Annotated in this window: 12 protein-coding genes; 3 read left to right on the top strand and 9 right to left on the bottom strand. The window is 71.9% G+C overall.

Going from position 1 to position 14,276, the window contains the following annotated elements:
* Nucleotides 1–2: 2 nt before the first annotated feature.
* Nucleotides 3–2,603: a Pls/PosA family non-ribosomal peptide synthetase gene (locus ACZ4VF_RS06655; RefSeq protein WP_467923528.1), complete on the bottom strand. Its 2,601-nt coding sequence runs from the start codon at nt 2,601–2,603 to the stop codon at nt 3–5.
* Nucleotides 2,604–3,348: 745 nt separating this feature from the next.
* Here ACZ4VF_RS06655 and ACZ4VF_RS06650 point away from each other — a divergent pair.
* Nucleotides 3,349–3,477 carry a hypothetical protein gene (locus ACZ4VF_RS06650; RefSeq protein WP_467923527.1) on the top strand — a complete coding sequence of 43 codons (129 nt, stop codon included), beginning with the start codon at nt 3,349–3,351 and terminating at the stop codon, nt 3,475–3,477.
* 390 nt (nt 3,478–3,867) lie between these two features.
* Here the strand turns inward: ACZ4VF_RS06650 and ACZ4VF_RS06645 are convergent, their stop codons facing one another.
* Both ACZ4VF_RS06645 and ACZ4VF_RS06640 read right to left on the bottom strand, forming a co-directional pair.
* On the bottom strand, nt 3,868–5,256 hold the full coding sequence (locus ACZ4VF_RS06645) for a helix-turn-helix domain-containing protein (RefSeq protein WP_467923526.1): 1,389 nt from the start codon (nt 5,254–5,256) through the stop codon (nt 3,868–3,870).
* A 226-nt stretch (nt 5,257–5,482) separates the two neighbouring features.
* Nucleotides 5,483–6,097 (bottom strand): TetR family transcriptional regulator, encoded by a 615-nt coding sequence (locus ACZ4VF_RS06640; RefSeq protein ID WP_467923525.1) that lies wholly within the window; start codon nt 6,095–6,097, stop codon nt 5,483–5,485.
* 226 nt (nt 6,098–6,323) lie between these two features.
* Between ACZ4VF_RS06640 and ACZ4VF_RS06635 the strand changes: the two genes are divergently transcribed.
* Complete coding sequence (locus tag ACZ4VF_RS06635; protein WP_467923524.1) at nt 6,324–7,499, top strand: IS701 family transposase; 1,176 nt, start codon at nt 6,324–6,326, stop codon at nt 7,497–7,499.
* A gap of 48 nt (nt 7,500–7,547) precedes the next feature.
* Here ACZ4VF_RS06635 and ACZ4VF_RS06630 read toward each other — a convergent pair whose 3' ends face one another.
* Genes ACZ4VF_RS06630 through ACZ4VF_RS06620 form a run of 3 tightly spaced genes read right to left on the bottom strand, consistent with a single transcriptional unit; the run spans nt 7,548 to nt 9,832 of the window.
* Complete coding sequence (locus ACZ4VF_RS06630) at nt 7,548–8,306, bottom strand: SDR family NAD(P)-dependent oxidoreductase (RefSeq protein WP_467923523.1); 759 nt, start codon at nt 8,304–8,306, stop codon at nt 7,548–7,550.
* Nucleotides 8,307–8,333: 27 nt separating this feature from the next.
* On the bottom strand, nt 8,334–9,212 hold the full coding sequence (locus ACZ4VF_RS06625; protein ID WP_467923522.1) for an NAD(P)H-binding protein: 879 nt from the start codon (nt 9,210–9,212) through the stop codon (nt 8,334–8,336).
* Nucleotides 9,209–9,832: a ScbR family autoregulator-binding transcription factor gene (locus ACZ4VF_RS06620; protein WP_467923521.1), complete on the bottom strand. Its 624-nt coding sequence runs from the start codon at nt 9,830–9,832 to the stop codon at nt 9,209–9,211. The genes ACZ4VF_RS06625 and ACZ4VF_RS06620 overlap by 4 nt, the downstream gene beginning before the upstream one ends.
* Before the next feature lie 171 nt (nt 9,833–10,003).
* On the opposite strand from ACZ4VF_RS06620, the gene ACZ4VF_RS06615 reads away from it, so the two are divergent.
* A complete protein-coding gene (locus tag ACZ4VF_RS06615) occupies nt 10,004–10,891 on the top strand; it encodes a ScbA/BarX family gamma-butyrolactone biosynthesis protein (RefSeq protein WP_467923520.1) in 888 nt (295 codons plus the stop codon).
* Nucleotides 10,892–11,004: 113 nt separating this feature from the next.
* Here ACZ4VF_RS06615 and ACZ4VF_RS06610 read toward each other — a convergent pair whose 3' ends face one another.
* The 3 genes from ACZ4VF_RS06610 to ACZ4VF_RS06600 all read right to left on the bottom strand — a co-directional run bounded on the left by ACZ4VF_RS06610 (nt 11,005) and on the right by ACZ4VF_RS06600 (nt 14,252).
* Nucleotides 11,005–12,204: an MFS transporter gene (locus ACZ4VF_RS06610; protein WP_467923519.1), complete on the bottom strand. Its 1,200-nt coding sequence runs from the start codon at nt 12,202–12,204 to the stop codon at nt 11,005–11,007.
* 122 nt (nt 12,205–12,326) lie between these two features.
* Complete coding sequence (locus ACZ4VF_RS06605) at nt 12,327–12,923, bottom strand: TetR/AcrR family transcriptional regulator (RefSeq protein ID WP_467923518.1); 597 nt, start codon at nt 12,921–12,923, stop codon at nt 12,327–12,329.
* 54 nt (nt 12,924–12,977) lie between these two features.
* Complete coding sequence (locus ACZ4VF_RS06600) at nt 12,978–14,252, bottom strand: GNAT family N-acetyltransferase (protein ID WP_467923517.1); 1,275 nt, start codon at nt 14,250–14,252, stop codon at nt 12,978–12,980.
* Nucleotides 14,253–14,276 lie beyond the last annotated feature (24 nt).

Raw genomic sequence — 14,276 nt, 5'->3', positions numbered from 1 at the left:
CCTCAACTCGTGGCAGCCGCGGGGGCGTCGGTCGGCCGCACGGCCCTGCCCGGGCCGCCGACCGCGGGCATGTCCACGGCCGGATTGCCGCCCCACTGCGCGTTCGGGGGGACTTCCTCGCCTTTCATGAGGAAGGAATCGGGTGCCAGCACCGCGCCGTCGCCCATGGTCACGCCGTAGTGCACATGGGCGCCGACGCCCAGCGTGCAGCCGGCGCCGAGGGTGGTGCCGTCGGACTTGAAGGTGCCGTCCTCCTGCGAGTGGCACTGGATCTTGCTCCCGGCGTTGAGGGTGCACTCGTCACCGATGGTGGCCAGCGTCCGCTCGGTCACGTAGCAGCCGTCGTCGAACACCCTGCGCCCGATGCGCACGCCCATCAGGCGCCAGACGAGGCTCTTGAAGGGGGTGCCGTTGTAGATGTTGAGGAAGTTCGAGGGAATCTTCCACAGCCGCTCGTGCAGCCAGAAGTCGCGGTCGTAGATGGAGCACAGCATCGGGCGCATCCTGCGGAACGACATCAGGCAGCGTTCCAGGAACACGTAGTACGCGGTGGAGAAGACGAGCAGCAGCGCCAGGTACCCGCCGATCACCACGTGCCCCAGCACCCCGTACAGATCCACGGAGGCGAGCGCGAACAGCGTCAGCGCGAAGACGTGTACCCAGCGCAGGAAGAGCATCAGGGCCATCGAGCGGAGGTTGTAGCGGTTCTTCGCGGCGAGATGGCGGTGCAGCTCGTCACCCGTCCGCAGATGGTCGAACCGGGCGTCCCGCTCCACCGAGCGGGGGATCTCGAAGCACGGTGAGCCCAGCAGACCCACCCCGGTGCGGACCTCGCCGTCGAGGGGAACCATCACCTTCGTCGCGAGCAGGCAGTTCTCGCCCGTCCTGCCGCCCACGGGATAGGCGATGTTGTTGCCCAGGAAGTTGCGCGGCCCGATCGACACCCGGGACAGCCGGAAGGACGTGCTGGAGTAGTCGGCGTTGATGACGGAGAGCCCGTCGGCCACCATCGTCCCGGTGCCGACCGAGACCAGGAACGGCGTCTCGTGCTGCATCTCGGTGCCGAAGTTCGAACCGGTCTGCTCGACGCGCGACAGGTCGTAACCGAGGCCGCGGAGATAGTGCACGATGTACGAGCTGTCCCCGCACAGCCACGCGAAGAACTTGAGGTTCGTCAGGCGGGCCGCGGTCCGGTGCAGCGTGTAGTGGAGCCCGTAGAGCGGATAGACCCGGTCGGGCTTGACGACCAGGTTCAGCAGCCGCGGGACGGCGTACAGGGCGAAGAGCCCCAGGGCGAGGAAGCCCCAGAACAGGGCGAGTGACACCACCAGCGCGTCGGGGACGAGTTCCGGCCGGCTCAGCTGGGCCGTCTGCGGGTCGAGCCGCTTGCCGATCGCCGGTATCCCGGTGAACACCATGTACACCCCGCCGACGGCGATCGGAACGTACACGCCGACCAGCTGCACGAGCGTGACCAGGCCGAACCAGGTCCGGCGCGCGGTGCCGCACCTGGCCGGCGCCACCCGGAGGTAGTCGACCCGCGTCGGCTCCGCGGGCGAGCCGTGCCAGCGCTCGCCGTCCGGGACGGCCTGGCCGCGGTGCAGCGAGGACGAGTGGCCCAGCTGGGCGCCGTCGCCCATCGAGGTGTCGATGTCCAGCACGGTCTTCTCGCCGACGTACACGTCCCGGCCGAGCGTGACCCGCCCGGTCTGTATGCGGCCCGCGTGGGCCCGGTAGCACAGGAGGAACGCGTCCTTGCGGATCACCGTCCCGGCGCCGACGGTCAGCAGGTCGGTGCAGACCGGGACCGAGCGGGAGAGGATCGTGACGCCCCTGCCGATCCGCGCGCCCAGGGCCCGCAGGTACAGCACGTAGAGCGGCGTTCCGACGAGGAACACCATCGGGTTCGCGTGCAGCAGCACCTTGACCAGCCAGAAACGCAGGTAGGCCAGCCCCCAGACGGGGAACTCGCCCGGTTTCCAGCGGCCGACCAGCAGCCACTTCGCCACGACCGGGAAGACGCACAGGAGCAGGAAGCCGCCACTGCCGAACACCAGGGACCGCAGGTAGATGTCGAGCGGGTCGGCACCGGCGGCGATCCACTCGTACCCCGCGGCGGTGAGGTACCCGTAGACCAGGGAGTACACGAGGAAGACCGCCATCTGGAACGCCCCGCACAGCAGGTGCGCCTGCCGGCCGGCACGGGGCACCGGGGCCGGTGCCGTGGCGGGCGCGGACTCCGCCGGGGCCGCGGCCGGGCCGGCGGGCGCTGCGGAAGCGGCGGGGGCGGGCGCCGGGGCGGCCACCAGGAGCGCCGCCGTCAGACTGCGGATCGTGGGATGCCGGTAGATGTCCCGCATCGAGGGGGAGGGCAGCTCCGGGTTCTTCCTGAGCCGCGCGCAGAACTGCGCCATGACCAGGGAGTTGGCGCCGAGGTCGGTGAAGAAGTGGCTCTCGGCCGGAACGTCGTCGGCGCCGGTCACCTCGGCCAGCGTCGCCGCGAGCTTCCGCTCGGTGTCCTTCACGGCCGGCCCGGTGTGCCTCAGGGTGACGGCAGGTTCGTCCGACCCCGATATGGGGGCTTCCGAGGACTGCTCCACCATTCGATCTCCTGAGGACGTGGGGGTCGCCAACGGCCAGACGGGTCCCTTTTGACCAGGAACCACCGGTTTCAGTGTGGCCAGCGGGACGGCAGGCTGCCACTTCGCACCGATCCGCACGATCACTCAGCGTGTCCGAGGGCCCCGGATCCCGGGATTTCCGCCCGGACCGGCCCCGCTCACCCCTCACCCGAACGGCGGCCGACCGCCTCCAGCGACGGTGTCGGCGGGAGGCGTCCTCCTGGATGCCCCGGGGGCGGCCGGCGGCCCGACGGGGGCTCCGGGAGACCCCGTCCCCGCCGGGCAGGACGAGGTGCGCGGTGCCGTTGGTCAGGTCGACGCGCGTCCGCGGCGGGGCGCCGTCGCCCTCCTGCCGCTGCTGCCACTTGATCTCGACCAGTGTCGCCGTGAACCGCGGCCGCGCCGGAAGAGGGCGCTGCGCCCGAAGAAGCGCCGCAGGACCACCTCGGTCCCGCACGAGACGAACAGCGGCAACGCGAGCCCGGGGACTGTCGCCCGGCTCCGCATACCCGTCATCGGACCAGCCTTCCGCCGGAGGCCTGAGACCAGCTGCCGGCCAGGGCCGGTCCCGGAGCGATGCGCGGTGGTCGACTGCTGGGACACGAGACGCTCACCTGACGAGACGCACAGTCCCGCTTCCCCGCCCAGGGCCCAGGCCGGAGGCCTCTGGGGGGAGGCCTCCTGTGCCTGGTCGGCGCCGCTGTGGCCCACGGGCTGCGGCGGCGCGGTGCGCACGGGCACCGGTGGCGTGCGGTGGCTCGGCGTCGCGATGGGCGTCCTGCTGCCGGTCCGGGGGCTTCTCGTCGAGGTGCCGCTCATCGCCGGGGCGTCCGCCGTCAGTGACGTACGTCAGTGACGGCGGTGCCGCGCAGAGGTTCTGGACGCTCCCCTGTGGAACCCCTGGTCCGTACGCGGCGGCCTGCTGTTCGGGCCGGCGGCGCGCGCCTTCCCCGGCGGCGTGACGGGCCGGGCGGTGGAGAGAGCCGCGGTCACCGGCTGACCACCAGGGCGACGGCCACCTGGTGGATCGATCCGTTCGCGGCCAAGGCGTACCGCCGATCCGCTGAACCGTCCCGCACGCTCCGATGCGCTGAGCCGTTGCGCATGCTCCTGTCCGCTGAGCCGTTGCGCACGCTCCGGTCCGCGTGACGGGAGCGTGCGGGGCTTTCCTCCGTGCGGCGGGCGTGGCGGAACCCGGGAGCCTGGACGCGGTCGAACGCGCCGGCCCGGCAGGTTGGCCGACCGGTCACCGTGTCCCGGTCAGCGCCGTCACCACGGTGTCCGCCGCCGGGAGCGAGGCGCCGGGATCGCCGGTGGCGGCCGTGTGGGCGAGACGCACCAGATCGGTCCGGGAGCGGATCGACAGGGCCTGGAAAATCTTGCGGAGGTGATAGTTCACCGTGTGCGGCGACAGGTGCAGGCGCTCGGCGATCTCCTTGTTGGTGAGCCCCTGGACGGTGAGCCGTGCGATGACCACCTGCTTCTCCGTGAGGCGGTCCCACCCGGCGACCTCCGGGGCCGCGTGGGCGCCGCCCGACGAGGCCGCGTGTTCCGCGGGACCCGCGACGGTCGCGCCGGGGAACGCGAGGGCCCGCGAGGCGGGTGCGGCGGCGATCCGGTGCGGCTCCCGTACCCCGGCCGTCCCGCGCGGGGGCACGGCCGGCGCGGCCGCCCCGGCGCTTTCCCGCAGCGGTTGCAGGGCCGCGCCGAACTGGCGGCCCCGGTAGGCGTCCGCCTGCTGGCGTATGGCCACCTGGGCCGAGACCGCCATGGAATCGCGGATGACGCGCCGGAAGAGAGGGTTGGCGAACCGCACGTCGTTGCCGTCCTGGCTCAGCAGACCGGAGACCACGGCTTCCTGGATGTCCGGCAGCAGCTGGGACGCCGTCTGGCCGAGGACCTCGCTCAGCTCACCGAAGATCAGATGCGTACCCAGGACCGAGGCGACGAGCAGCAGATGGGTGGAGGAAGGGGAGCAGTCCTGGAGACGGAGCCGCACCAGTCCCTTGAACTTCTCGGGCAGGCAGGCGGTCCGGAGCCGGGCGTTCACGTCGACGTCCACGCCGCACTCGTCCATGAGCCCTTCGAGGAGGGCGCGCAGCGCCTGGGGGTGGCCGGAGACCGACGACACCAGGCGGGCCAGCTGCTCGTCCGGTTCGGCGCCCAGCAGGTCCCAGGCCATCCTCCGGATCGCGTCGTCGTCCAGCGGTCGCAAGGGGAACAGCCGGTGCGGCAGGTCCAGGGAGCCCAGGGCGATGTCCAGCGGACTGTTGGGCCGCCCCCAGCGCCGGGTGGTGCACCAGATCACCGGTTGTCCCGCGGTTCTCAGGGTCGTCCGCGCCAGTGCCCTGACATCCGTCTCGTCCGAGCAGTGGATGTCGTCCAGCAGGACGACGACGGGACCGTCGTGGACGTCGGCGTCTTCCCGCAGGTCGCGCAGCACCGTCAGGCCGGCCGCCTCCGCCAGGGAGGCGGCCTCCGCGAGCAGACGCGACTTCCCCATGCCCGGCAGACCCTCGAAGGAGATACGGAAGCCACCGGTGCGGTGCGCACCGCACAGCGCTTCCCGGAGCGTGGAGACTTCCGCGGTTCGCCCGCGCAATGGGTGGGTGCCGGCGTCCAGCAGTGTGTTCACGTCGTGCCACCTTCTGTCAGCGTGGGGATGAAAAGCAGAGGGGACAACCGGGTCGCGGTGCTCCGTTCTCGCGCCGCCCGAGCGGGACCGGGCCGGTGGCGGCGGGCGAGAGACAGCCGCGCCGCCTGGGAGCGTTGAGCCGGCGCCGTTGCCGGTGGAACCGCCGCCCGGCATAAACGGTCATCCGCGGCAGCGATCGGCGCAAGGTTGGCCGTTCAACTCACGCCTACTTGGTCAAGTCATCGTCCGACTTGTTCGGGTGGGCGCCCGCTCCGTACATGAGCAGGTCCCAGGCGCGCGCGATCCGGCGGACGGCCGTGGCGTCGGCGTGCGCCTCGGCGGGAGCGCAGCGCGTGTACTCCTCGATGCCGGTGAGGAGGAACTGCACGGCTTCGGCGAAGGTCTCCGGCGTGACCTCGCTGCGCAGCCGGCCTTCCGCGTGCGCTTCGCGCAACTGCTCGACGAGGCAGCTGAACCAGACGTCCGTCCACAGGCAGGGCACGGCCCGTTCGCGGGTGAGGCGTGCGGTCGCCCGGACCACGGCGCACTCGGCCAGGAGCCGGGCGAGCGACAGGGCCAGCGCGCGGGCCCGGGACACGGAGGAGACCGGCAGTGCGGCCACGCGCGCCACGACGTCGCGGGTGATGCCCACCCCGGACGCCTGGACGGCGTCCGCGAGATCGGGCTTGGTGGGGAAGTGGAAGGTCAGCGCTCCCATGGAGGTGCCGGCTTCCCGCGTCACGCAGGCCAGGACGGTGCCCGCGTAGCCATGGCGGTCGAACGCTTCCGCGGCGGCCTGCAAGAGGGTGCTCCGCGTCCGCACTGCTCGTACCTGCTTCACCCTGACCTCTCCCGCGCTACCCGCACCTGGGCGAACGACTGAACGGCGCGTAACACCAGTCCGGATCCTGAGACAAGCCTTCCATCCCGCGGCGTGACGGGGCAAGGCCCGCCCCGGGTGCCGGGCTTGTGACCGGCTGATCACGACGGAAAAACAAAGAGAACGTCTGCTATGGTTTTTACGGGTCGAGGTTAACATCGACGCACCAAGGGGGAACGCACTCATCATGCTCACCACCTGCACTGCTGGTTCGCCGTCAGGGCGCACCGGGTGGCCGCTGACCGATTTCGCCCGCACCGTCTTCCGCGCTCTGCCCCGCGCCGACCAACGGCGCTGGGCCGTCGTGTACTTGCGGGGACTGCTGAGCACGCCGGGACGCAAGACGATGAAACGCCTCGCCGCGCAGGTCTGCGGCGAACCGAGCGCGGGCCAGGCGCTCCAGCAGTTCATCACGTCCAGCCCCTGGGACTGGCATACGCCCCGGTCCGTCCTGGCTCGCCTGGCGGCCGGCCGTCTCCCGGACCACGTGTGGGTGGCCGGCACGTTCGTCGCCGAGAAGAAGGGGGACCACTCGGTCGGCGTCCACCGCCGCTTCGTGCCCGGCCTGGGGGGCACGGTCAACTGCCAGGTGGGGGTCTGCCTGTTCCTCACCTCGCCGACCGAGGCGATCCCGGTGGACTGGCGCCTGGTGCTGGACGGCGCGTGGCGGCAGGACGCGGCGCTGCAGCGGCGGGCGAGGATTCCCGAGACGGCGGACGGCGGTTCGGCCTGGACGTGTGCCCTGGAGATGGCCGCCGTCGCCGACACGGCGCCCCTGCGGGAGCGCGCGCCGCTCGTCGCCGATCTCACGATGACCGGGGACTTCGCCGGCGGCACCGGCGTTCCGGCTGTCGGCGGCGGGGAGTTCCTCGTCCGGGTGCGCCCCGACCATCCCGTGCTGGAGTACACCCGCGGGACGGGTTCCTCCCCCTCCCTCGCCGTGTCGACGGCCGAGCAACTGATCGCGGAGGGGGGAGCTCGCTCCCGGGTCGCCCTGTCCCTGTACGACGACGGGTCCGGGCCGGTGGAGGTCCGCTCCACGCTGGTGCACCTGCCCGGACAGCGCGATCCCGGCGTCCCCCCGCCCCGTTACCGGCTGCTCGCCCTCGTCCCTCCCGGCGGGAGCGAGCAGCCGCAGTTCTGGCTCAGCACACTGCGCCGGCGGGACATCGGGTACGCGTTCTCCCTGATGCGCCGCCAGCGACTGATGCGGGAGACCCTGGACACGCTGGAAGAGGACTACGGCCTCACGGACTTCGAGGGACGGTCCTTTCCCGGCTGGCACCACCACATGACGATGGTGTCGGCCGCGTACGCCTACCGGCGACTGCGCCCGGGCACGGCCACGCGGCTGAGCGCCTGAGCGACGGTCCACACGGGTGCCGGGCCGCCCCGCCTGCGGCCCGGCCGCTCAGGCCGCGGTCCAGCCGCCGTCCACCGGGACGGCGGCGCCGGTGACGAACGAGGCTCGGTCGCCGAGGAGCCAGGCCGCCGCCTCGGCGACCTCGCGCGGCGCCGCCATCCGCCGCTGGGGCGCACGCTGTACGAACGGCGTTTCCAACTCCGGGTCCTTCGCGAGTACTTCGTCCATCAGCTCGGTCCTGACGCTCCCCACCACCAGGGCGTTCACCCGGATGCCCTGCCGGGCGTAGTCGGCCGCCGCCGCGCGTGTGAGGCCCAGCACCGCGTGCTTGGCGGCCACGTACGGCGCGCCCGACCCCGGCGCCAGCACTCCCGCCACGCTGGAGGTGTTCACGATCGAGCCGCCCTGTCCGTCGGCCAGCATCGCCGGTATCTGTTGCCGCAGGCAGTTCCACACGCCCCGTACGTTCACGTCCATGACGCGGTCGTAGTCCGCCTGGTCGGTCATGTGCAGCAGCGCGCCGACCGATGCCCAGCCGGCGTTGTTGAAGGCCCCGTCCAGTCGGCCGAACCGCTCCACCGCCGTCTCGACAGCCCGGGCGACGTCCTCCTCGCGGGTGACGTCGCCCGGCGCCGACACCGCCGCCCCGCCCGCCTCCCCGATCTCCTTCTCCAGCGCGCGCAGCCGCTCCTCGCGCCGCGCCATCAGCACGACGGCGGCTCCCTCGGCGGCGAACAGCCGGGCCGCCGCGGCTCCGATGCCGCTGGAGCAGCCGGTGATCATGATGGTCCTGCCGTGCAGAAGCATGTGGGTGCAACCCCTTCCCCGGGGTGGTCAGAATCGGTTCGGGTCGCGCTCCGGGCGGAACACGTCCAGGTTCCTGCGGGCCCATGCCTCGAACGTGGCCGCGGGACGGCCCGTGACCCGCGGCACGTCCTCGGTGACGTCCGTCTTCGCGCCGGCGACCTGCCGTCCGGCCATCTCCAGCAGCGCCCGGGCCAGGGGCTCCGGGTACCGGGCGCGCCAGCGCTCCAGCGCCTCACCCTCCGTCAACTCGCGGTACTCGACAGGTCGTTGCAGCAGCTCGCCCAGCTGTGCCGCCTGGTCCCGCACCGAGAGGGCCTGGGGCCCGGTCAGGGCGTACGCACGGCCCCGGTGTGCGGGGTCGGTCAGGGCGCGGGCCGCGACCTCGGCGATGTCCGCGGGGTCGACACACGCGTTGCGGGTGTCCCCCCGCAGGGCGCGCACCGGCTCGCCGGCGCGTACGGCTCCCGCCCAGCTCAGGCAGTTGGACATGAAGGAGCGCGGTCGCAGGAGCGTCCAGGTCGGGCCCGAGTCCCGCCACAGCTGCTCGCACTCGCGCTGCCACCGGGTGACGAGGTCCTGCGCGTCGGCGTCGGTGACGGCGAGCGCCGACAGCTTGACCACGTGCCTCACCCCCGCCGCCCTCGCCGCGGCGGCCAGGTGTGCGTCGTGACAGGGATCGACGGGGTCGAAGGTGGCCACGAAGAGGGCGTCCACGCCTTCCAGGACCCGTTCGAGACCGTCCCGGCGCCCGAAGTCCGCGCGGACCAGGCTCCCTTGGACGCCGCGACGGGCGGCGTCCTGCGGTGATCTGGTCAGCGAGCGCACCTCGTGGTCACCGTGCAGCAGTTCGGTCAGGCGGCGGCCGACGACGCCGGAGGCTCCCGCGACCGCGAAACAGGAGCTCATCGGATCTTGCCCCGCATGGGGTTCAGGCCGATCCGCGCGACGGTCTCGGGCCCGGCGACGCCGGGCAGGAGCATGCGCCACATGCAGACCGTGCGCTGGGGGAGGTCGGCGCGATTGCTGACCAGCTGCGAGTACAGCTGAAGACCGGTGCAGGCGCCCACGAGGAACTCCGCGATGTCCTCGGGCCGGGTGCCGGGCAGCAGTTCACCCTCGTCGACGGCCGAGCGCAGGCACGCGGCCATGATCTCCTTCCAGCCGAGGTAGGAAGTGGGGTCCTGCACACCGAAGCTGCCCTGTTCCACCGACAACCGGACACCCGCGCGCAGCAGCGCGTTCGTCTGCAGTTCCCACGCCCAGACCAGGGTGATGTCCACCAGCCGTTGCAGACCGTGGGAGTTCAGCTTCGTCTCTATCGTCTGGGGCTGCGCGTTCATCACCGCGCGCGCCAGCCCCTCCTTCGATTTGAAGTGGAAGTACAGTGCACCGGCGGTGACTTGGGCTCGCTCGAGGATGCGTGAGATGCTGGCGCCCGCGTACCCGTACTCGTCGAACACCTCTGCGCCCGCCCACAGCAGGGCTTCGCGGGTGCGCAGGGCTCTTTCCTGGGTCGGTGGGGTCATCGCTCGGTCTCACCATTCTCGACAACAAAAAGAACATCTTTTATGTTTGCAGACGGCTGACGCTCCGACCAGCGACAGCCGCACTGATCGTCGTTCGGTCACCCACCCACTCGAGGAGCGACGTTGTCCAAGCCGTTAGCCCTTGCCTGCACTGCCTCGACACCCCTCAGAGTGGCGCGGCAACTGGTCCACAAACACCATGCCGCCGAGGTGCTCCTGACCGGGTGGCGGCGTCTCGGGCAGGACCGTTTCGTGGTGACCGCGCGTTGGCCGGGCCACCACGCATTCTACGCCGTGCGCCATTCCCGGCACGATCCCCTCCTCCTCAGCGAGACCATCCGGCAGTCCTTCCCGCTGCTCGCGCACGAGGCGTACGACGTGCCCTTCGGCCACCACCTGGTCTGGGAGACCTACGAGTGGTGCCTGGACCCCCTGGTGCTGCGCGCGGACGGTGCGGACGCCGAGGTCGAACTGCGGGTCCGGGCGCGGGAGGTGGGGCGCCGACGGGGAGGCGTGGCGCTCCTGTCGCTCACCTACGACGTCGTACGGGACGGCACCCCTCTGGCCAGCGCGAGCAGCCGCTTCACGATCCAGGCCCCGGCCGTCTACCGGCGGCTGCGCGGTGCCCGGGCCGAGCACTCCGCGATCCGCCCGATACCGGTGCCGTCGGCCGTGCCCGCCGACCGCGTGGGCCGCGACGACCCGTACGACGTTGTCCTGGCCCCCGCCGACACGGCCGAGCGGTGGCAGCTGCGGGTCGACACGGGGCACCGGGTGCTCTTCGACCATCCCGTCGATCACGTACCGGGCATGCTGCTGCTGGAGGCCGCGCAGCAGGCGGCCCGTGCGGCCCGCGGCTGCCCGGCGGGCTGCGTGACGGCGATGGACACCCGGTTCCACCGGTATGCGGAGCTGGACGCCCCCACCTGGATCGAGGCCCGCCGGACGGGCACCGACGCCGTGGGGCGTACGCGACTGTCGGTGACGGGGCATCAGGAGGGACACATGGTGTATTCCTGCGCCGTCACGCTGGACGAGACGAAGCCCGGGCCGCGATGACGTCCCGCTGACCCTGGCGTGCGCGGCGCCGCCCGCGCGAACAGACGCGACGGGGCGGCCGGCTGGATGCCTGCCGCCCTTTGTCGTGGTGACGGGGAGCTGCTCAGACCTGCTCAGACCTGCTCGGCCTGCTTGGCGGGTGCGCCGGCGACCGGGGTCGCGGGGGCCGGCTCCGGGGCGGGCCGCCGGGCCAGGTCGGGAAGGACGGTGGCCAGGCCGGCGACGGCCATGATCGCCCCCAGCCAGAGCGGTGCGCGCAGTCCCCAGGCGTCGATCACCACGGCGCCGATGGAGGAGCCCAGGATGATGCCGAGGGTGATGAAGGAGGAGTGGACGGTGTTGACCAGCGGGCCCGCGTTGCCGGTGCGCTGCACGCGGGTGGCCATGGCCGGGTTCATCGTGACGCCGACCAGGCCGATGCCCATCATGCAGATGATCGCCGGGACGGGCAGGTCGGCCAGGAGGGCGAAGCCGGCCAGGAAGACGGTGTTGAGCACCAGGCCGATGGCGAGCACGGGCACGGTGTGCTTGTCGGCGAAGCGGCCGACGACGTTGTTGCCGACGACGGTGGCGGCGCCGTAGGCGATCAGCAGGACGGGGACGGTGCCGGCGGAGAAGCCGGCGAGGTCGGTGAGGATCGGGTTGAAGTAGCTGAAGGCCGAGAAGGTGGCGCCGATGATCAGTGTGCTGGTGGACAGCACCAGCCACAGCTTGGGCTTGCGGAAGACGCCGATCTCCTCGCGGAAGTTGCCGCCGCCCTGGGCCCGCTCGATGCGGGGCACGCCGAAGAGAGTGGCCACCGCGGCGAGCACGGTGATCAGGGTGATGGTCCAGAACGCGGCACGCCAGCCGAAGTGCTCGCCGACGAGCGTGGAGATGGGCAGACCCAGCAGGGTGCCGAGCATCAGGCCGTTCATCGCCACCGCGATCGCGCGGCCGCGGACCTCGGGCCGGGTGATCTGGGCGCACATGGAGATGCCCACGCCGAAGAAGGCCTGGGAGGCGATGCCGGTGACGATGCGCGCGGCCATCATGGTGGCGTAGCCGCTCGCGGTGGCGGCCAGTACGTTGCCCGCCAGGAAGATCGCGAACAGCACCATCAGCGCCGTGCGGGGCGGCAGCTTCATGACGGCCACGGTCAGGAACGGCCCGCCGGCCGCCATGGCCACCGCGAAGGCGGTGATGAGGTATCCGATCTGCGGGATGGTCGCGTTCAGGCCGTCGGCCATCTGCGGCATCAGTCCGGCGACCACGAACTCACTGGTCACCATGGCGAAGATGCCGAGTGCCAGGACGTATACGGCGCGAGGCACGGTGTCCTTCTCCTTCGGTCGGGCCGTCCGGCCGCACGGCCGGACGGTGTGGTGCTTTCGTTATGTATTGATCAGTTCAAAACTTGGGTACGGGCAGGGCCCGGGCCGGGCAGTGCCCGCCGTCAGGCGGTCAGGGCGTCCAGGGTGACGTCGGCGATCGACTCCAGCGCGGCCCGGTCGGCACCGCCCTGGCTGGAGATCCGCATGCCGCCGATCGCCGCGTTGACGAAGCGGGCCAGCGCTCCGGCGTCCCGGCGGGACGTGATGCTCCCGTCCCGCCGGCCCTCTTCGATCACCGCGCTCAGGGCGGCCAGCCGGCGCGCGGTGTCCCGCTCCAGCATCCACGCCGCCCGGGCGTCCCGGGCGGCCAGCTCCACCGTGGTGTTCACGGTCAGACAGCCGAGGCTGCGGCCGCCCGCCCGGTGCTCCGTCTCGCCGTCGATCACCATGGCCAGCAGACTGCGGATGCGCTCGGCGGCGGTGAGCCGCCGGTCCTCCAGGGTGGCCAGCTGGGTGCTGGTCATGAAGTCGATGTAGCGGGCCAGTGCACGCTCGAAGAGATCGTGCTTGCTCTTGAAGGTGTTGTAGATGCTGCTGCGCCCCAGTCCCGTGGCGTCGCACAGGTCCTGCGTGGAGGTGGCCTCGTAGCCCTTCTCCCAGAACGTGCGCATCGCCGCGTCCAGGGCCCGCTCCTCGTCGAACGTCCTCGGTCGGGCCATGCCTGGAGCGTAGCAGGTTTTGAACGGTTCGGTCCAATAGTGTTTTCCGCACGGTCACGGAGCCCCCGCCTGGTAGCGGGCGCCCAGCACGGCGCGCGGCGACCAAGGACGCCGCCCCGTACGGAACATCGCGTCCGCCCGGGCCAGCGCGCCGGGCCGCACCTCCTCGGTGCCGCCGAGGGCGGCCAGCCGGGTGGCCGAGTCGTCCCCCAGGTACAGCGAGCCCAGGTCGCGCACGTCGAGCCGCAGATCCGGACCGCGTCCGGCGCGGGTGCACGACGCCCCGTCCGGCCCGCCCTCCAGCAGCCACCTGCCCGCGGCGTAGCCGGCCGCGTCCGTCACCTCCAGCACCAGGCCGCCCTCGACGGCGTAGGTGCGCGCCGACAGCGCCCGGGGGGTGTCGAGGACCCGCAGCCACATGTAGTCGCTCAGGGCGCTCACCCGCGCCGCCCTGGGATCGCCGAGGCACAGGGGCAGCAGGGTGTCCGGGGCGCGGTAGGGCAGGTGCACCGTGGTCACCCAGTCGACCGTCACGGCGTAGCGCAGCAGGGCGGCCTCCGCCTGCGGGGACACCGCGATCAGATCCCGGATCCACAGCGGCGACCGGGGCAGCATGCTCGACCAGGTCTCCTCGGCGCTGAAGCACAGCAGCCCGTCGGCCTCGCCGGTGTCCGGGTTCACGTACACGGCGAAGAACGGCTCGGGCCGGTCGGACGCTCCCCCCGGGCGCTGCCCGGTGGCCTCCGCCCAGTACTGGTCGTCCCGGCGCAGCGCCCCCGGCTGGAGGGCGCGCAGCCGTTCGTACACGGCGGGCGCCGTCTTCAGATACTCCCGGGCGTCCACCAGCCCCACCCCCGACACGTCGGCGGTGCGCCGGGGGTCCAGCCGCGCCCGGGGCACGTCGATCTCGAACCAGGCCATCGCGGTCGCGGGCCCGAAACCGTAGCGGCCGTAGATCGGGTACTGGGCGGCGTCCAGGACGGCGAGCGGCTCGCCGCGCTCGAACGCGCCCTCAAGGTCCATCGCCACCATCCGGCTCAGCAGGCCGCGCCGGCGGTGCGTTCCCGCGACGCTGACCTTGGAGATCGCCGACACGGGCAGGAAGGCGCCGCCCGGCACGGTCAGCTCCTGGGCGGAGCTGCGGTACGTGCCGACACAGCGGTCCATGTCGAAGGCGCCGATGAGCCGGTCGCGGCCGGCCGTCGACCGGATGGCCTCGACGCTGCTCTCGGTGTAGGGGTGCAGGTACCCGTTGCCCCAGGTGCGGGTCCAGGCGGGCAGGTCGTCGTCGGTGACGGCCCGTATGTCGATCACCGCTGAATCGGTCATTGCTGCTCAACCTCCGTTCGCCGC

Source organism: Streptomyces sp. NPDC029151 (assembly GCF_055564315.1).
Note: the sequence above shows the minus strand (reverse complement) of the source record. Positions and strands in the feature narration are given on the sequence as shown.